The organism is Streptomyces sp. NPDC087422 (assembly GCF_044744145.1).
Lineage (GTDB): Bacteria > Actinomycetota > Actinomycetes > Streptomycetales > Streptomycetaceae > Actinacidiphila.
Genome location: NZ_JBIUXT010000004.1, coordinates 701,264 through 719,375 on the forward strand (window position 1 = coordinate 701,264; position 18,112 = coordinate 719,375).

The following is an 18,112-nucleotide window of genomic DNA, read 5'->3' on the forward strand; positions in this document are numbered from 1 at the left end:
AAAGACCGGCGTGCCGCCCTGGTTGAGAAACCGCCCCGGCGCCGCGCCCCTAAAGACGCGGGGTTAGCGGCGGGCGGCGCGGCGGAGGTGGTGGAGGACGGCGCGGGCGGCGTGGTGGCCGGGCATGCCGTGGACGCCGGGGCCGGGCGGGGTGGCGGAGGAGCAGAGGAAGAGGTTGGGGCGGATGGTGGTGTAGGGATTGGCGGCGAGGCGGGGCCGGATGACGGACTGGAGTCCGGAGTAGGCGCCGCAGGCGATGTCACCGCCGACATAGTTGGCGTTGCGGGCGGCGAGACCGGCGGGCCCGGTGACGGCGCGGGCGAGGACGAGGTCACGGAAGCCCGGCGCGAAACGCTCGATCTGGCGCTCGACGGCATCGGTGGCGTCCCCGTGCCAGTTGTGGGGGACGTGCCCGTAGGCCCAGAAGACGTGCTTGCCCTCGGGGGCGCGGGAGGGGTCGATCACGGACGGCTGGGCGGTGATGAGGAAGGGCGTCTGCGGCGGGCGGCCGGTCACGGCCCGGTTGAGGGCGTCGCCGATCTCGGTGTAGCTGGGCCCGATGTGCACGGTGCCCGCGCGCCGCGCGTCGGGGGACGTCCACGGCACCGGCCCGTCCAGCGCGTAGTCGATCTTGAAGACGGAGGCGCCGTAGCGGTAGCCGCGGTACGCGTCGCCGAGTCCGGCGATCCGGGCGAGCGCGGTCGGCGAGGTGTCGAAGACATAGGCGCGGGCGGGCGGCAGCTCGTCGAGCTTGCGGACGGTGACGCCGGTGCGGATGACGCCGCCCAGTTCGGTGAGGTGCCCGGCCAGCGCGTCGGAGATGGCCTGGGAGCCGCCGCGGGCAACCGGCCAGCCGTTCTCGTGCGCGGCGAGCGCGAACATCATCGCCATCGCCCCGGTGAACGGCTGCGTGAGCCGGGTGATCGCGTGCCCGGCGAGCCCGGCGATCAGCGCCCGCGCCTTGGGGTCGCGGAAGCGCTGGGCGAGGACGGCGGCGGGCGGCGTGCCGGTCAGGCCGAACCGGAGGAAGCGATACGGGTCACGCGGTATCCCGGCCCACTGCGGCCGGAAGAAGTCCGCGGCGAGCGTGTCCCAGTGACCGGTGTACGGCGCGAGCAGCCGCCGGTAGGTGCCCGCGTCGCGCGCGCCGAGCGAGGCCGCGGTCTGGCCGACCGTGCGGGCGAGAACGGCGGCGGTGCCGTCGGGGAACGGGTGCGCCATCGGGACTTCCGGCTGGAGCCACTCCAGGCCGTGCTCGGCGAGCGGCAGCGCGCCGAAGGCGGGCGAGCCGATGCCGAAGGGGTGCACGGCGGAGCAGGGGTCGTGCCGGAAGCCCGGCAGCGTCAGCTCTTCGGTGCGGGCGCCGCCGCCCACGGTGTCGGCGGCCTCGTAGATCTGCACGGAGAGCCCGGCGCGGGCCAACTCGACCGCCGCCGTCAGCCCGTTGGGACCCGCGCCGACGACGACGGCGTCGGCCACGACCGCGCGGCTCACCTTCCGGCCGCCATCAGCTCGGTGACCTGCCGTGCGGTGGCCTCGTCGCGGGCGAGGGTGAAGGGCAGTTCGTTGCCGCCGGGGATCGAGAAGGGCGCGCCGGACGCCGTACGGCTGACGCCGCCCGCCTCGGTGGCGAGCAGCAGTCCCGCCGCGTGGTCCCAGGGCGCTTCCCAGAAGAAGGCGACAGCGTCGATCGCGCCGCGGGCCACGTCCAGGTAGGCCAGCCCCGCGCAGGTGCAGGGGGTGCAGACCGCGCCCGAGGCGTCCAGCCGGGTCAGGGCGTCGCGCTCGTAGCCGGTGCGGTAGACCGGGTTGGAGGTGGACAGCCGCAGCGGCTCGCCCGCCTCGGGGGTGCGGGTGTGCAGCCGCTCGCCGTCCAGATGCGCGCCCCGGCCGCGCCGCGCGGTGGCGAACAGGCCGCGCTGCGGGGCGTACGTCCAGGAGGCGAGCGGTACGCCGTCGCGCACGAGGGCGACCAGGGTGGCGAAGCCGTCCTCGCCGCGGACGAAGGCGGAGGTGCCGTCGACCGGGTCGACCACCCACACCGGGTCGTCGCCGCCCAGCCGTTCCAGTACGCCGCTGTCGGCGCTGACCGCCTCCTCGCCGACCACGACGGAGCCGGGCAGCAGCGCGGTCAGCTCTTCGGTGAGCCGTTCCTCGGCACGCCGGTCGGCGGTGGTGACCAGGTCGTACGGGCCGCTCTTGCGCGAGATGTCGTCGTCGCCGAGCCGCCGCCAGCGCGGCACCACCTCGGCGGCGACCACCGCTCTGATCACGTCTTCGACGGCGGCGAGCAGTGCGTCGTCCACGCCGTCGCCGACGCCGTCCGCGCCCGCCGCGTCACCCGATACCGCACCGACCTCATTGCCCATGCCGCCATCCAATCAGACCCGGGCGCCGCGCGGTTCCCGCCCTGTGGACAACGGCCGTCCCACAGGTGCGGGCAGCCGCGGCACCGCCGCGGGCCCGCTCCCCCAGGTCAGCCGCGCGCCGGGACCCGGCCGCGCGATTCAGCCCAGCACCGGGATGATGTGTTCGCCGTACGCGTCGATCGTCGCCTCCTTCGCGTCGTGCATGTCGTAGACCGCGAACTGGTCGACACCCAGGTCCCGCAGGGCCCGCAGCTTGTCCAGGTGCCGGTCGACCGGGCCGATCAGGCAGAAGCGGTCCACGATCTCGTCGGGCACGAAGGCGGTGTCGGGGTTGCCCGAGCGGCCGTGGTGCGCGTAGTCGTAGCCGTGCCGCTGGGCGATGTAGTCGGTCAGTTCCTCCGGCACCAGGTCGGAGTGTTCGCCGTAACGGCTGACGAGGTCGGCGACGTGGTTGCCGACCATGCCGCCGAACCAGCGGCACTGTTCGCGGGCGTGCGCGAGGGCTTCGGGCGAGTCGTCGGCCGTGACGTAGGCGGGCGCGGCGACGCAGACGGTGACCGAGGCCGGGTCGCGGCCCGCCTTCTCGGCCGCGTCCCGTACCGCCTTCACCATCCACTCGGTGAGGTAGACGTCGGCGAGTTGCAGGATGAAGCCGTCGGCCTTCTCGCCGGTCAGCGCCAGCGCCTTCGGGCCGTACGCCGCCATCCAGACCGGCAGTTCGCCGTTCTCGACCCACGGCAGCCGCAGCGGGGTGCCGTCGACCACGGCCTCGCGGCCCTCGGCGAGGTCGCGGATGACGGTCATCGCATCGCCGACCCGCGCGAGGGTGTTGGGCTTGCGCCCGGCGACCCGCATCGCCGAGTCGCCGCGGCCGATGCCGCAGACCGTGCGGTTGCCGTACATCGAGTTGAGGGTGGCGAAGGTGGAGGCGGTCACCTCCCAGGTGCGGGTGCCGGGGTTGGTGACCATCGTGCCGACCTTGAGCCGGTCGGTGTGGTCGAGGATGCGGCTGTGGATGACGAACGGCTCCTGCCACAGCACGGCGGAGTCGAAGGTCCAGCCGTACGTGAAGCCGTTGCGCTCGGCGCGGCGCATCAGGCCGACGACGTTCGAGGCGGGTGGATCGGTCTGCAGCACGAGGCCGAAGTCCATGGCGCCGCTCCTTCTGTGAGGCTGAGGGCTAGATCAGGTACTGACAGATGCCGCGCGGCGTGTACTGGCCGTGACCGGCCCGGCCCACGTACGACCGGCCCTCGATCACGGGCACCCCGCGGGACAGCACGGTCTCGACCCGGCCGGTCGTCCGCTTGCCCTCGTAGGCGGAGTAGTCGACGTTCATGTGGTGGGTCTCGGCGGACATGACCTGCTCGGCGTGCGGGTCGTAGATCACCACGTCGGCGTCGGCGCCCGGCGCGATGGTGCCCTTGCGCGGATAGAGGCCGAACATCCGGGCCGGGGTGGCGCAGGCGATCTCGATCCAGCGGCGGCGGCTGATGTGCCCGTCCACGACGCCCTGGTGGAGGAGGTCCATGCGGTTCTCCACGCCGGGCATGCCGTTGGGGATCTTGGAGAAGTCGCCGACGCCCATGTCCTTCTGCCCGGTGAAGCAGAACGGGCAGTGGTCGGTGGAGACCACCTGGAGGTCGTTGGTGCGCAGGCCCTGCCAGAGCGCGGCCTGGTGCTCGCGGGGGCGCAGCGGCGTACTGCACACGTACTTGGCGCCCTCGAAGCCGGGTTCGGCGAGGTTGTCGGTGGACAGGAACAGGTACTGCGGACAGGTCTCGCCGAAGACGTTGAGGCCCAGGTCGCGGGCGGCGGTGAGTTCGGCGACGGCCTGCTGCGCGGAGACGTGCACGATGTAGAGCGGGGCGCCGGCGACGCGGGCGAGCTGGATGGCGCGGTGGGTGGCCTCGGCCTCCAGCAGGGCGTGCCTGACCTCGCCGTGGTAGCGCGGGTCGGTCTTCCCCGCTTCGAGGGCCTGCTGGACGAGGACGTCGATCGCGATGCCGTTCTCGGCGTGCATCATCGTCAGGCCGCCGTTGCCCGCGGCGCGCTGCATGGCGCGCAGGATCTGCCCGTCGTCGCTGTAGAAGACGCCGGGGTAGGCCATGAACATCTTGAAGCTGGTCACGCCCTCCTCGACCAGGATGTCCATCTCCTTGAGCGAGTGCTCGTTCACGTCGGAGACGATCATGTGGAAGGCGTAGTCGATCGCGCACTGCGCGTCGGCCTTGGCGTGCCAGGCGTCGAGCCCCGAGCGGAGCGACGCGCCGACGCCCTGGATGGCGAAGTCGACGATGGTGGTGGTGCCGCCCCAGGCGGCGGCGCGGGTGCCGGTCTCGAAGGTGTCGGAGGCGGTGGTGCCGCCGAACGGCATCTCCATGTGGGTGTGCCCGTCGACGCCGCCGGGGATGACGTATTTCCCGGTGGCGTCGATGACGGTGTCGGCGGTCCAGCCCGCCGCGGTGTCGCTGTCGTGGGCGGCGAGGGCGGCGATCCTGCCGCCCTCGATCAGGACGTCGGCGTGCATCTCGTCGGCGGCGGTGATGACGAGGCCGCCGCGGATCACGGTACGGGTCGCGGTCACTGCGCGGTCCCTCCTTCGGATTCGCCCGGTGCCTGGTCCGCGAGTTCACTCTGGGCCTGTTTCAGGGCCGCCTCCAGCAGGTCGGCGCCTTCCTCGGCCTCGGCGACGGTGAGCGAGAGCGGCGGGGCGATCCGCAGGACGTTCCCCGCGAGGCCGCCCTTGCCGATCAGCAGGCCGTGCGCGCGGGCCGCTTCGAGTACGGCGGAGGCCGCCGCGGGGGACGGGGTGTCGGTGCCCGGCTCGACCAGTTCGACGCCGAGCATCAGGCCGCGTCCGCGCACCTCGCGGACGATGCCCAGGCCCGCGGAGACGGCGGTGAGGCGGGCCTTGAGCAGGCCGCCGACCCGGCGGGCGTTGCCCTGGAGGTCGTGGTCGAGGAGGTAGGTGAGATTCGCCAGCGCTCCCGCGGTGGTGATCGGGCTGCCGCCGAAGGTGGAGATGGAGTTGGCGTTCAGGCAGTTCATCACGTCGGCGCGGGCCACCACGCCGCCCATGGACATGCCGTTGCCGATGCCCTTGGCGAAGGTGAGGATGTCGGGCGCGCCGGAGCCGCTGTGCGCCTGCCAGCCCCAGAAGTTGTCGCCGGTACGTCCCCAGCCGGTCTGCACCTCGTCGGTGATCCACAGGATGCCGTGCCGGTCCAGGACCCGCTTGAAGGCGGCGAGCAGCCCGTCGGGGCCCGAGGTGAAGCCGCCGACGCCCTGCACGGGTTCGGCGATGAGCGCGGCGACCGTGCCGTTGGCCTGGCCGAGGATGTCCTCCAGGTCCGCGACGCACGCGGCGGTGAACTCGGCGTCCGTCAGATGCGCGTACGGCCCGCGGCTGCGCACCCCGCCGTGCACGTACAGCGTCTGGAGCGGGGACAGGCTGGTCGGCGACCAGGCGCTGTTGCCGGTGATGCCGATCGAGGTGAAGGAGCGGCCGTGGTAGCTGTTGCGCAGCGCCAGCACCTGGTTGGAGCGGCGGTAGGCGGTGGCCAGCAGCAGGGCCGTGTCGTTGGCCTCGGTGCCGGAGGTGGTGAAGAAGACCCGGGCGTCGGGGATGCCGGACAGCCGGGCGATCCGCTCGGCCAGCTCCACGGCCTGGCGGCTGAGGTAGAGCGTCGAGGAGTGCAGGATCTTCCCGGCCTGCTCGGCGACGGCCGCGGTGACCTCGGGCAGCGCGTGCGCGGTCATCGTGGTGAGGATGCCGCCGAAGAAGTCCAGGTAGCGGTTGCCCTCGGCGTCCCAGACGTGGCGGCCCTCGCCGTGCGTCAGCTCGATCGGCCGGGCGTAGTACGTGGCCAGCCAGTCGGGCAGGACGGCGCGGTGGCGGGCGTGCAGCGCGGCGTGCGCGCTCTCGGTCGCGGTGGCCATCGCTCAGCCCTCCGTCAGGTCGCCGTAGGCGTCGGGCCTGCGGTCGCGGTAGAAGGCCCAGGTCTGCCGGACCTCGTCGATCAGGTCCAGGTCCAGGTCGCGGACCAGCAGTTCCTCCTTGGTGTCGGAGGCGGTGCCCTCCACGAACTGGCCGCGCGGGTCGACGAAGTAACTGGTGCCGTAGAAGTCGTTGTCGCCGTACTCCTCGCGGCCGACCCGGTTGATCGCGGCGATGAAGTACTCGTTGGCGACGGCCGCCGCGGGCTGCTCCAGCTTCCACAGGTACGCCGACAGGCCGCGGCTGGTGGCCGACGGGTTGTAGACGATCTGGGCGCCCGCGAGGCCCAGGGCGCGCCAGCCCTCGGGGAAGTGGCGGTCGTAGCAGATGTAGACGCCGATCCGGCCGACGGCGGTCTCGAAGACCGGCCAGCCGAGGTTGCCCGGCTTGAAGTAGTACTTCTCCCAGAAGCCGTTGACCTGCGGGATGTGGTGCTTGCGGTACTTGCCGAGGACGGTGCCGTCCGCGTCGATCACGGCCGCGGTGTTGTAGTAGACGCCGGGCTGCTCGATCTCGAAGACCGGCACGACGATGACCATGCCGGTCTCGCGGGCCAGCGCCCGCATCCGCTGGACGGTCGGCCCGTCGGGGACGGGCTCCGCCCACCGGTAGTGCTCGGCCTCCTGGACCTGGCAGAAGTAGGGGGCGTTGAACACCTCCTGGAAGCCGATCACCTTCGCGCCCTGCGCGGCGGCGGCCCGGGCGTGTTCCTCGTGCTTCGCGATCATCGATTCCGTATCGCCGGTCCAGGTGGCCTGGACGAGCGCGGCACGCACGACATTGCTCATGAGCAGCTCCTCAGACGTGGCAGCTTCACGCCGGTAGTCCCGTTCTACGCCCGTAGATCCCAGCCGTGGGGAAGAACGTAGAAGCGCCCTACCCACTGTGGCAAGACCGCTACCGTTACCGGGCGAAGACGATCACGTTTCCCCCTCGGGGAACCCGTTCGGCGGCGCGCGCCCGCGTCACCCGCCCGGCAGGCCCGCCCGGCGCAGGGCGGCCACGATGTCGCGGCGGCGGGACTTGGAGACGGCTTCCGCGGCGTCCAGGACGGGGACGGCCAGGCCGGGGCGGGCTCTGACCACGGCGGCGGCGTCCTCGGGCGGACGCGCCCGGGCGAGCGTCCGCAGGAGTTCGCCCGCCTCCTCGTGGCGCCCCGCGTCGGCCAGGTCGCCCGCGATCGTGGCCAGGTCGGCGGGCGGGCGCGACGCGGCCTGGTGCAGAAGCGTGCGGCAGTCGCCGGTACGGCCCGCGGCGGCCAGTTCCGAGGCGGCGGCGGCCAGCGGGGCGCCGGGCAGCGCGGCGACCTCCCAGAGCAGGGTGGCGACATCGGCGGCCAGTTCGGTGCGCTCCAACTCCCTGAGCAGGTAGGGCAGTCGGGGCGCCGGGCCTTCCGCCGCCTCGCAGATGACGACGTAGGCGGCGCCGCTCTGGCCGGTACGGCGCAGCTCGCCGAGGCGCGCGGCCTCCTGCCGCGCCTCGGCCAGCCAGCGCGGGTCGAGGGTGGGCCGCGCCTGGCGCGGTTCCGCGCTCTCCGGAGCGCCGGCGAAGCGCGCGCCGCGCGGGGTGGCGCGTACGGGTCCCTGGGCAGTCGCCTGCGGGGCCGGGGCGGCGGGGGCGCCCGCGAAACGCGCGCCGCGCGGCACCGACCGCTCCAGGGGCGTTTCCTCGGCGCCCGCCGCCTCCTCGAAGGCCCCGGCGAAGCGTGCGCCGCGCGGGCGGGAGGCGCCCTTGGTGCGCGCGCCGGCCGCCTTGGCGGGCCGCGGTCGCGCGACTTCCTCGGGGCGGGGGTCGCGGGCCCAGGAGGCGGTACGGGCGGCGGGCGCGGCGGGGTCGCGCTCAGGAGGCGGGGACAGTTGGGCGGCGGGCGCGGCGGGGTCGCGCTCGGGGGGCGGGGAGGGCTGGGCGGCGGAATGGCGCTCGGGTGTCTGGCGGAACCAGTCGGCGGCTGGGGGCGCGGCGAAGGCGGCCAGCCGGGCGCGGAGTTCGTCGCAGCGGGCGGCGGCCCGCTCACGGTCGTCGCGGGCCCAGGCGAGGATGTTGGCGAGCCGGGCGGCGGCGGCTCCCGCCGGGTCGGCGGGGGCCTGGTCGAGGGCGCGGGCCGCCTCGCGCTCGCGCAGCAGCGCCATGTCGCGGGCCCGCGAGGTCACTTCGAGCCGGAGGCGGAGCGCGCTCTCCGCGCCGGGCGCGGCGTCCCACTCCGCGACGGCGGCGCGGTGCAGGACCCGGGCACGGGACACCTCCGCCTCGTCGAGCGGCGCCCGGACGGCGGCGGCCAGATCGTGCAGGACGGCCCCGACGACGTCCCAGGGCGGTATGTCCGCGCCGCCCTCGTAGGCGTGCGCGGCCTCCGGCTCACGCCCCGCGAACACCCCGTACCAGCCGGGACGGTCCCCGAGCGCCGCCACCATCGACCGGAAGTAGAACGTGAACTCCGTTGCCGCACCGGCCAGTTCCGTTGTCATCACACCCTCGCATCCGCCGCCCCCGCTCCCCGCGCCCGGTGGGCATTCGACACCCACAGTGTTACGGCGCTGCTACGGGGAGTTTTCAACGGCGGACGATTTCGACAGTCAAACTTGCAAGTTTTCCTGTCGAGGTCGTACGGTGCAACCATGCCCACTCAGGACCAGGCGCGGGTCGCCGACGAGCTGACCACGGTGATCGCGCAGCTCCAGCGCCGGTTGCGCACCGCGTCGGCCTCGGCGCAGGGCGCGCTCACGCCCTCGCAGGTCTCGGTGCTGGGGCGGATCGGCAGCGAGGGTCCGGCGACCACCGCCGCCCTGGCCCGCGCCGAGATCGTCCGGCCGCAGTCCATGCGGATGACGCTCGCGGCCCTGGAGGAACGCGGCCTCGTCGCCCGCTCGCCGCACCCCACCGACGGCCGTCAGGTCGTCTTCTCCCTCACCGAGGCAGGGGTCCGGCTGCGCGGCACCGGCCGCCGGGCCCGGCGCGGCTGGCTCGCCGAGGCGATCGGCACCCAGTTGTCCGCCGAGGACCAGCGGCGGCTGACCGAGGCGCTCGGCATCCTCCAGCGCCTGGTCAAGGCGTGACCGCACAGCCACGACCCCGCGACCCGAACAGCACGGCAACACCGTTCACCGCCCAGGGAGTTACCCGCATGACCGCCACGACGATCGACCCCCGCACCGCCCTTGTCGTCATCGACCTCCAGCGCGGCATCGTCGCGCTGCCCACCGCGCACCCGGCCCGGGAGATCGTCGCGCGCGCCGCGAAGCTGGCCGCCGCCTTCCGCGAGCGCGGGCTGCCGGTCGTGCTGGTGAACGTGGCCGGGGGCCCGCCAGGACGCAACGAGGGCCCGGCCATGAGCGGTTCGCTGCCCGCCGACTGGACGGAGCTGGTGGACGAACTGGATGTCCAGGACGGCGACATCAGGATCACCAAGCTCCAGTGGGGCGCCTTCCACGGCACCGCGCTCGACCTGGAGCTGCGCCGCCGCGGGGTCACGCAGATCGTGCTGGCCGGCATATCGACCAGCATCGGCGTCGAGTCCACCGCCCGCGCGGCGCACGAACACGGCTACCACGTGACGGTCGCCGCCGACGCGGTGACCGACACCGACGCCGAGTCGCACGCGCACGCGTTCGCCAAGATCTTTCCGCGGCTGGCCGAGACGGCGGGCACGGACGAGATCATCGCCCTGCTGCCCGCCGTCCCGGCCGCCTGAGCGGAGTAGCCGCGTCGAGGCAGGTCAGCGCGTGGGAACCACCACCAGCGCCGAGCCGCCGCCGCGCCGTACCGGCTCCGCCGCGGCCAACCACCGGCCGTCGGAGAGCCGTTGCACACCGGTGGCGGCGCCGATCTCCGGATTCTGCGTGAAGTGCTGCCCGAGGGCTTCGAGTTGGGCCTTGAGCGGGCTGTTCCACAGGGCCGGTTCGAGTTCGGTCGCCGCCGCGTTGCGCTGGCTGGCGCGCGGCGCGGCGATGGCGTCCACCAACGGCAGGCCCCGGTCGACGTGTTCGGTGAGCACCTGGAGCACGGTGGTGATGATGGTCGCGCCGCCGGGCGAGCCGACCGCGAAGTCCACCCGGCCGTTCTTCAGCACGATCGTCGGCGAGATCGACGAGCGGGGCCGCTTGCCGGGCCCCGGCAGGTTCGGGTCGTGCACGGCCGGGCTGGCGGGCACGAAGGAGAAGTCCGTCAGCTCGTTGTTGAGCAGGAAGCCGCGGCCGGGGACCGTGATCGCGCTGCCGCCGGTCTGCTCGATGGTGAGGGTGTAGGCGACGACGTTGCCCCACTTGTCGGCCACGGTCAGGTGCGTGGTGTTCTCGCCCTCGTAGGTGGTCGGCGCGGCCTTGCCGGTGGCGGCGCACGGGGCGGGGTGCGCCGGGTCGCCGGGCGGGAGCGGGCTGGTGAGCGCCGCGTCGTCCTTGATCAGGCAGGCCCGCGAGGCGGCGAAGCCCTTGGAGAGCAGCCCCGCGGTCGGCACCTGCTCGAACGCCGGGTCGCCGACCCAGCGGCCCCGGTCGGCGAAGGCGATCCGGCTGGCCTCGATGTAGTGGTGCAGATACTGCGCCTGGTCGGCGCGCGCCAGGTCGGTGTGCTCCAGGATGTTCAGCGCCTCGGCCACCGTGGTCCCGCCGGACGACGAGGGCGCGGGCCCGTACACGTCGAGGCCGCGGTAGGTCGTGTGCGTCGGCGCCTGGGTCTTGGCGTGGTAGGCGGCAAGATCCGCGGCGGTCAGGTCACCGGTGCGCACCACGCGGGTGGACGCCGGGTCGACCGGGGGTTTGCGTACGGTCCTGACGATGTCCGCGCCGATGTCGCCGCGGTAGATCGCGTTGATCCCCTTGCGACCCAACTCCTTGTACGTGGCCGCCAGTTGGGGGTTGCGCAGGGTGGAGCCGACCGCCGGGGGCTGTCCGCCGGGCAGGAAGAGCGCGGCGGTGGCGGGGAAGTCCTTGAAACGGTCCTGGTTCGCCGCGGTCTGGGAGTTGAAGGTCGCGTCCACGGTGAAGCCGTCGCGGGCGATCCGCTCCGCGGGCTTGAGGACGTCGCCGAGCGAGCGGCTGCCCCAGGAGTCCAGGGCGGTCTGCCAGGTGGCGGCGGTGCCGGGCACGCCGACACTGCGCCCGCTGGTGACCGCGTCGGCGAAGGCGAGCGGCTGGCCGTTCTCGACGAAGAGCTGGTCGGTGGCGCTGCGCGGGGCGGTCTCGCGGCCGTCGATGGTGGAGACCTTGTGCTGCCGCGCGTCGTAGTAGACGAAGTAGCCGCCTCCGCCGATGCCCGAGGAGTACGGCTCGGTCACGCCGAGGGCGGCGGCGGTGGCGACGGCCGCGTCCACGGCGTTGCCGCCGCGCCGCAGCACCTCGATGCCGGCGGCCGACGCGTCGGCGTCCACGCTGGCGACCGCTCCCCCGTAGCCGACGGCCAGCGGGGTCTTGGCCGTGGAGCCGGGCGGATGCGCGGGGCCGCCGTGCCGGGCGGGCGCCGCGGCGGTGACCGCCGCCACCGCCGCGGTGACGGCGAGCGCGGCGACCGCGCGGACGGCGGTCCTGCGGACGCGGGACCCGCGGACGGCCGTACGGGACGCGCCCGGACCGCCTTCCGGACCGCCGCCCAGACCGCCGCCCGGACCGCCGTCCGGTCCGCTGTCAGAACGCGTGCCCGCGGCCCTGCCCCGGGCGCCGCCGGGGCTGCCACCCGGGCCGCTACGGAGACCGGTGTCGCCACCACTGCTGTCACTTGTGCGTCGCATTGCGGAGTCCTCCACTCAACGGGCGTCCCGGAAGCGTAACTTCACCTCTCCTGTCCCGTCAGGACCGCGTATCCCCGCGGTGGGTCGAACACCGCTACGATGCCGCGCCATGAGCGACGACCTCCGCAATCTCGTCCTGGGCCTGGTGGCCCTCGCCATCGGCGCCGCCCTGGGCTGGTTCGCGCGCACCTACTTGCTCAGCCGCAGGCTCCAGCGCAAGCAGCGCTTCTTCGGCCTGCCGAAGGACTCCGAGTGCCTGCTGGTGGTGCCGCGCGACCCCGGCTCGCGGGGCTGGAGCCTGGCCAGGCACGACGCCTTCGCGCTGCTGGAGCTGGCCGCGGTGATCAAGGAGTGCGGGGCGCACGCCGAGGTGCTGGCGCACGACACGGCCTGGCAGGGCTTCGGCGCGCGCACCGAATTCTGCATAGGCGGCCCGGCCGCCAACCTCCGGCTGGCCGCGCATCTGCGCTCGATGCTGCCGGGCGTCGAGATCGACACCGACCCGGCGCCGGGGCCCGAGCAGGGCGCGATCAGCGTCGGCGGCGAGACGTACCTGATGGAGAAGGGCGCCGTCGAGTACGTGCTGCTGGCCCGGCTGGCCGCCGCCCGCGACTCGGGCAACGACCGCCCGGTCTTCCTCTCCTCCGGCCAGCGCGGCATCGCCAACCAGGCCGCCGTCCGCTATCTGGCCAGGCACCAGGTGCGGCTGGCCCGCAAGCACGGCGCCGACGCGACCTTCTGCCTGCTGCTGAAGGTGGTCAATTCGCAGGCGTACGGCTCCGACGTGGTGGAGCTGGTCGCGGACGTCACCAAGGCCGCGACGACGGCGCCGAAGGCGCCCAAGGGCGGCAAGGTCATCCCGCCAGACCGATCACCAGCCACATGAGGGACGCTCCGCCGACCGTGCACAGCAGCGTCGAGGTCGACGGGTGCGGGCTGTGCGCCTCGGGGAGGATGTCCGAGGTCGCCAGGTAGAGCAGGAAACCGGCGAAGAAGCCGAGGTAGAGGCCGAGGACACCGGCCGGGATGGTGAAGGCGAGAGTGACCGCGGCGCCCGCCACCGGCGCCAGCGCGTCGGCGCCGAGCAGCAGCCGCGCCCTGCTGTGGTCGTTGCCGTACATCCGGGTGATCGTGTACGTGTTGAAGCCGTCCGCGAAGTCGTGCGAGACGACCGCGATGGCCACCACGATGCCGACGGTGCTGCCCGCCTGGAAGGCCGCGCCGATCGCGAAGCCGTCCATGACGCTGTGCCCGACGAGCGCGGCGCCCGCGGTGAGGCCGATGCCCTTGACCGGGGCGTGGGCGTGCCCGTGGCCGTGCGCGTGCGGCGCGTACTCGCCCTCGTGCGCCCGGTGGATCGCCACCGAGCGCTCGACGATGTGCAGGGCCAGGAAGCCGGCGACGAACATCAGCAGCGCGGCGGGGACGCCGAAGACGTCCCGCGGCTGCATGTCCAGCGCCTCGGGCAGCAGGTCGAAGCCGACGACGCCCAGCATCAGACCGGCAGCGAGGCCGAGGACGAGGTGCCTGCGGTCGCCGATGCGCTGGGCGACGAACCCGCCCACCAAGGTCATCGCGAACGCGCACGCGGCTATCAGGACCGGCATGAGGTCATGATCCATGACGCCCGGCGCGCCCGCGACTCAGGGGTACCCCTGAGCCTTACCGACCGTGACCGGCGCGGTGTCCCGTCCCGACCGTCCTCAGCACCGCCCGGGCCATCGACTGCTCGCCCTTGGCGTTCGGGTGCGCGGGCGCGGCGGGTGACGCCGGGGCCAGCGGCTCGATCCAGCGGTCGGCGGGCGCCTTGCACATGTCGTGCCCGACGGTCGGCTTGTACGTGTCGACGTAGCGCGCCCCGCCGAGCAGCGCCTCGACCCGCAGCATCGCGTTGAGCTTCTTCTCCACGTCCCTCAGGTACGGGAAGTCCCCGGCCGCGAAGGGCACGGACGGGAAGCAGCCCACGCCGTCGTCGGGCAGCAGGTCGGGGTAGCCGACCAGGACGACCTCCGCGTGCGGCGCCCTGCTGTGGACCGCGCGCAGCACCTGGGCGATCTTGGGGGCCGTCTTGAGGATGGTCACGGTGAGCTGGTCGACGCCCGTGGCCCGGTAGTGGTCCTTGCACGGGCTGCCCGTGACGTCGGTGACGCTCAGCCCCGCGCAGGTGGCGATGATCGGGCCGAAGCCGACGTCGTTGCCGCCGATCTGCACGGTGACCAGCGTCGTGTCCCGGTGGACGGCGTCGAGCTGCGGGCCGTTGGTGCCCTGCGGCTTCCACATCTCGGCGGTGGTGGCGCCGCCGCAACTCACGTCGGTGAACGACGCGAAGGCGTTCGCGTCGTTCACCAGCGACGGGTAATTGCGGTCGGAGCGCGCGCAGTTGGCGTCGACCTGGGTGGGGATGGCCGGGCCTGAGGTGTACGAGTCCCCGAGCGCGACATAGTGGACGGCCGGTGCCGGGTGCCCGTGCCAGGGCGGGCGGCCTCCTGAGTGGGCCGCCGCGGGCGAGACGGTGGCGGCGGTGAGCGCGAGCGCCCCGCCGAGGGCCGCGGCCACGGTGACGGCGGTGCGCCTGCCGGACGTCCTGCCCCGTACGCTCCCGGTTTCGGTGTCCTTGTCGCCCGCGGTGCCGTTTCCGTTGCCCAGACCTGCGGCCATCGAGCCCTCCCCTGGTGTCGTCATTGACGATGCTCAGGCTCGGGTGTGCTCGCATCGCTGTCAATGGCCCGTCGCTCCCGCGTCGTTCGGGCTTCACGTTCCGTTCCGGCGTCGGTGATGTCGAGGAACACCCGGTCGGCGGTGGGCCACTTGGCGTGGATGTCGCGCCGGATGCGCAGGCTGACCTCCTCGACCCGCTCGCTGTCCAGGCCGCCCACCAGGTCGATCCTGGCGGCCACCAGCGTGGAGTCCAGGCCGAGCCGCATGGTGAGCAGTTCCTCGACGGTGTCGATCTCCCCCTGCCCCAGGAGCAGTTCGCGGATGCCGTCGCGCAGTTCGGCGTCGACCGAGACGCCGATGAGCTGGTGGTGGGCGGTGCGGCCGAGGGTGAACGCGACGACCATCAGCAGGGCGCCGATCGCCATCGAGGCGATGGCCTCGCCCAGCGCGTTGCCGGTCGTCATGTGGATGACCATGCCGGCGGCGGCGAACAGCACACCGATCACGGCGGTGCCGTCCTCGGCGAGGACCGTCCGCAGCGCCGGGTCGTCGGCGCCCTCGTCGGACCGGCGCGCCTGGACCACCGCCTTGAGCAGCGAAGCGCCCTCGGCGAGCAGCGCGATCAGCAGGACGGCCAGACCCGCCACGTATCCGCTGCGGGACTCGTCCTCCGTGCCGCCGAGCGCGTGAATGCCCTGGTAGAAGGAGAAGCAGCCGCCGAGCACGAAGATGCCGACGGCGGCGAGCAGCGACCAGAAGTAGCGCTCCTTGCCGTAGCCGAAGGGGTGGTCGCTGTCGGGCGCGCGGCGGCTGCGGCGCAGCGACAGCAGCAGGAACACCTCGTTGAGGCTGTCCGCCACCGAGTGCGCGGCCTCCGAGAGCAGCGCGGGCGATCCGGAGAAGAGGCCCGCGGCGGTCTTCGCGGCGGCGATCACCAGGTTGGCGCCGAGCGCGACGAGCACCGCTCCCTTGGTGCCCTCGTCGCGCTCGCCGCCGGTGTCGTCCGCGCCGGGCTTCGGCGGTCCGGACGCCGCACGGCCGGTGTCCGTGTCACCGGCGTCCGTACCGCTCGCCTCCGTGCCGCCTGCCGCCGTGTCGCCGGTCTCCGTGCCGCCGGTCTCCGTGCCGCCGGTCTCCGTACCGCTCGCCGCCGTGTCGCCGGTTTCCGTCTCGCCCGTTCCGGTGTGCCCGGAGGGTTCCGGGGCGTCGCCGGTCAGGTCCTGGTCGGTGCTGGTCAGGGTGTGCTCTCCACTCATTCGTGTGTGTGCCCGATCAGCGTCCGGGCCGCGGCGGCGATGGCGTCGGCGTCGATGCCCGCCGCGTGGAGCTGTTCCTCGGGGGTGGCGGAGCCGGGCATGGTGTGGACGGCCAGGCGGGTGAGCAGCGGCATCGGGTGACCGTTGCCGAAGGACTCCAGGACCGCGTCGGCCAGGCCGCCCTCGGGGTGGTGGTCCTCGACGGTGACGAAGCGGCCGGTGGCCCGCGCGGCGGCGCGCAGCGCCTGGGTGTCGACGGGCTTGACCGAGTAGAGGTCGAGCACGCGGGCGCGGATGCCGTCGGCGACGAGCCGGTCGGCGGCGGCCAGCGCCTGGTGCAGGGTGACGCCCGCGCCGATGAGGGTGACCTGGTCCTCGGGGTGCTCGCGCAGCAGCTTGCTGCCGCCGATCGGGAAGTCCTCCTCGGGCCCGTAGATCACCGGGGTGGCCCCGCGGGTGGCCCGCAGATAGCCGACGCCGGTGCGGTCGGCCAGCGCGGCGACGAGCTTGGCCGTCTGATTGGCGTCGCACGGATACAGCACGGTGCTGCCGTGCACCGCGCGCATCATCGCCAGGTCCTCCAGCGCCATCTGCGACGGGCCGTCCTCGCCGATCGCGACGCCCGCGTGCGTGCCGACGACGTTGAGGTCGGAGCGGCTGACCGCGGCCATCCGCAGGAAGTCGTGCGCGCGGGTCAGGAACGCGGCGAAGGTGGCCGCGTACGGTGTCCAGCCGCGTACGCCGAAGCCGACCGCGGCGCCGATGAGCTGCTGCTCGGCGATGTAGCACTCCACGTACCGCTCGGGGTGCTCCTTGGAGAACAGCTCGGCCTTGGTGGAGTCGCCGACCTCGCCGTCCAGGACCACGACGTCCTCGCGCCGGGTGCCGAGCGCGGCCAGCGCCTCGCCGAAGGCGGTACGGGTGGCCACGTCCTCGCCGATCCGGTACTCCGGCAGCGCAGCGGACGGGTTCCCGCCGCGCTCGCGCCGCTCGGCGTCCGGCGGACGGCGTACGTGGACCCGCAGGTCGCGTACGCCGCCGAGCTCGCGGATCGCGGCCTCGGCGTCCGGCAGCGGCTTGCCGTGCATGCCCTCGCGGTCCTCGACGGCCGCGACGCCGCGGCCCTTGCGGGTCCTGGCGATGATCGCGGTGGGCGCGCCGCGGTTGGTGCGCGCGGTGGTCATCGCCTCGTCCACGGCGGCGATGTCGTGGCCGTCGATCTCGACGGTGTTCCACCCGAAGGCGCGGATACGGCGGGTGTAGGCGCCCAGGTCCCAGCCGTGCCGGGTGGGGCCGCGCTGGCCGAGCCGGTTGACGTCGAGGATCGCGGTGAGATTGTCGAGCCCTTCCATGCCGGCGTGCTCGAACGCCTCCCACACCGAGCCCTCGGCCAGCTCGCTGTCCCCGCACAGCACCCAGGTGCGGTACGGCAGGTGCTCCAGGCGTTTGGCGGACATCGCGACGCCGACGCCGATCGGCAGCCCCTGGCCGAGCGATCCGGTGGCGACGTCGACCCAGGGCAGCCGGGGCGTGGGGTGGCCCTCCATGCGGCTGCCGAGCTTCCTGAAGGTCAGCAGTTCCTCGTCGGTGATCGCGCCCGCGGCCTTGTAGGCGGCGTAGAGCAGCGGTGAGGCGTGGCCCTTGGACAGGATCAGGTGGTCGTTGCCGGGGTGGTCGGGGCGGTCGAAGTCGTAGCGCAGATGGCGGGCGAAGAGGACGGCGGCCAGATCGGCCGCGGACATCGACGACGTGGGGTGGCCGGACCCGGCGGCGTCGGCGGCGCGTACCGCGTCCACCCGCAACTGCTGGGCGAGTTCGGTGAGCTCGGCCGTGTCGACCGGTTCGGTGTCGTGCGTGGTGACGTCGTTCATGGCGGCGTCTCTCCCTTCGTGGCGTGGTGGCCGCCTCGTGCCGCCACCCGCTCCCGTGCGTGCCGCTCTTCCTGCTTTCCCCCGCGTTCGGCCGCTGTCCCCCCGCGGTGCGGCTGCCCGGCCCGGGGCCGGACAAACGGGGCGGCGGCGCGGTCTGTCGCGCCCCTGGTGTCGCACCTTCCCCATCAATCGTTACCCGTGCGTAACATGCACGCGAGTTACCTTCGGTAAGCCCGCGT

At 73.4% G+C, this 18,112-nt stretch carries 15 protein-coding genes; 3 read left to right on the top strand and 12 right to left on the bottom strand.

Annotated features, from left to right (window positions below; all coding sequences use genetic code 11):
* Positions 1 to 63 precede the first annotated feature (63 nt).
* The 7 genes from ACIO6U_RS16425 to ACIO6U_RS16455 form a co-directional block, all read right to left on the bottom strand.
* The gene (locus ACIO6U_RS16425; RefSeq protein ID WP_401719761.1) at positions 64 to 1,479 is read right to left on the bottom strand and encodes a phytoene desaturase family protein; all 1,416 of its coding nucleotides are present in this window, start codon (positions 1,477 to 1,479) and stop codon (positions 64 to 66) included.
* An 11-nt stretch (positions 1,480 to 1,490) separates the two neighbouring features.
* Entirely contained in the window at positions 1,491 to 2,369 is an 879-nt protein-coding gene (locus ACIO6U_RS16430; RefSeq protein ID WP_355339114.1) for an inositol monophosphatase family protein, read from the bottom strand.
* 138 nt (positions 2,370 to 2,507) lie between these two features.
* Positions 2,508 to 3,521 carry a TIGR03842 family LLM class F420-dependent oxidoreductase gene (locus ACIO6U_RS16435; protein WP_401719516.1) on the bottom strand — a complete coding sequence of 338 codons (1,014 nt, stop codon included), beginning with the start codon at positions 3,519 to 3,521 and terminating at the stop codon, positions 2,508 to 2,510.
* A 28-nt stretch (positions 3,522 to 3,549) separates the two neighbouring features.
* Positions 3,550 to 4,956, bottom strand: a complete 1,407-nt coding sequence (hydA, locus tag ACIO6U_RS16440; protein ID WP_391049529.1) for a dihydropyrimidinase — start codon at positions 4,954 to 4,956, stop codon at positions 3,550 to 3,552.
* A complete protein-coding gene (locus ACIO6U_RS16445; protein WP_355339107.1) occupies positions 4,953 to 6,311 on the bottom strand; it encodes an aspartate aminotransferase family protein in 1,359 nt (452 codons plus the stop codon). The genes hydA and ACIO6U_RS16445 overlap by 4 nt, the downstream gene beginning before the upstream one ends.
* Before the next feature lie 3 nt (positions 6,312 to 6,314).
* Positions 6,315 to 7,157: a nitrilase-related carbon-nitrogen hydrolase gene (locus ACIO6U_RS16450; RefSeq protein ID WP_355339104.1), complete on the bottom strand. Its 843-nt coding sequence runs from the start codon at positions 7,155 to 7,157 to the stop codon at positions 6,315 to 6,317.
* A gap of 177 nt (positions 7,158 to 7,334) precedes the next feature.
* Entirely contained in the window at positions 7,335 to 8,834 is a 1,500-nt protein-coding gene (locus tag ACIO6U_RS16455) for a hypothetical protein (RefSeq protein ID WP_401719521.1), read from the bottom strand.
* Between the two features lie 150 nt (positions 8,835 to 8,984).
* On the opposite strand from ACIO6U_RS16455, the gene ACIO6U_RS16460 reads away from it, so the two are divergent.
* Both ACIO6U_RS16460 and ACIO6U_RS16465 read left to right on the top strand, forming a co-directional pair.
* On the top strand, positions 8,985 to 9,422 hold the full coding sequence (locus ACIO6U_RS16460) for a MarR family winged helix-turn-helix transcriptional regulator (RefSeq protein WP_401719524.1): 438 nt from the start codon (positions 8,985 to 8,987) through the stop codon (positions 9,420 to 9,422).
* 68 nt (positions 9,423 to 9,490) lie between these two features.
* Positions 9,491 to 10,057 (top strand): isochorismatase family protein, encoded by a 567-nt coding sequence (locus tag ACIO6U_RS16465; protein ID WP_391163632.1) that lies wholly within the window; start codon positions 9,491 to 9,493, stop codon positions 10,055 to 10,057.
* Positions 10,058 to 10,081: 24 nt separating this feature from the next.
* On the opposite strand, the gene ggt is transcribed toward ACIO6U_RS16465, so the two are convergent.
* Positions 10,082 to 12,088, bottom strand: coding sequence for a gamma-glutamyltransferase (gene ggt, locus ACIO6U_RS16470; protein WP_401719528.1), 2,007 nt, complete (start codon positions 12,086 to 12,088; stop codon positions 10,082 to 10,084).
* 109 nt (positions 12,089 to 12,197) lie between these two features.
* Here ggt and ACIO6U_RS16475 point away from each other — a divergent pair, with 109 nt between their 5' ends.
* Entirely contained in the window at positions 12,198 to 12,974 is a 777-nt protein-coding gene (locus tag ACIO6U_RS16475; RefSeq protein ID WP_391049520.1) for a hypothetical protein, read from the top strand.
* Here ACIO6U_RS16475 and ACIO6U_RS16480 read toward each other — a convergent pair.
* From ACIO6U_RS16480 to ACIO6U_RS16495, 4 genes are all read right to left on the bottom strand, one after another.
* Entirely contained in the window at positions 12,943 to 13,695 is a 753-nt protein-coding gene (locus tag ACIO6U_RS16480) for a ZIP family metal transporter (RefSeq protein WP_355339086.1), read from the bottom strand. The two genes, ACIO6U_RS16475 and ACIO6U_RS16480, sit on opposite strands and share 32 nt — an antisense overlap.
* A 55-nt stretch (positions 13,696 to 13,750) precedes the next feature.
* A complete protein-coding gene (locus ACIO6U_RS16485; protein ID WP_401719533.1) occupies positions 13,751 to 14,746 on the bottom strand; it encodes an SGNH/GDSL hydrolase family protein in 996 nt (331 codons plus the stop codon).
* A gap of 20 nt (positions 14,747 to 14,766) precedes the next feature.
* Positions 14,767 to 15,708, bottom strand: a complete 942-nt coding sequence (locus ACIO6U_RS16490; protein WP_401311794.1) for a cation diffusion facilitator family transporter — start codon at positions 15,706 to 15,708, stop codon at positions 14,767 to 14,769.
* Positions 15,709 to 15,998: 290 nt separating this feature from the next.
* Entirely contained in the window at positions 15,999 to 17,873 is a 1,875-nt protein-coding gene (locus tag ACIO6U_RS16495) for a transketolase (protein ID WP_355339077.1), read from the bottom strand.
* Positions 17,874 to 18,112: the final 239 nt, after the last annotated feature.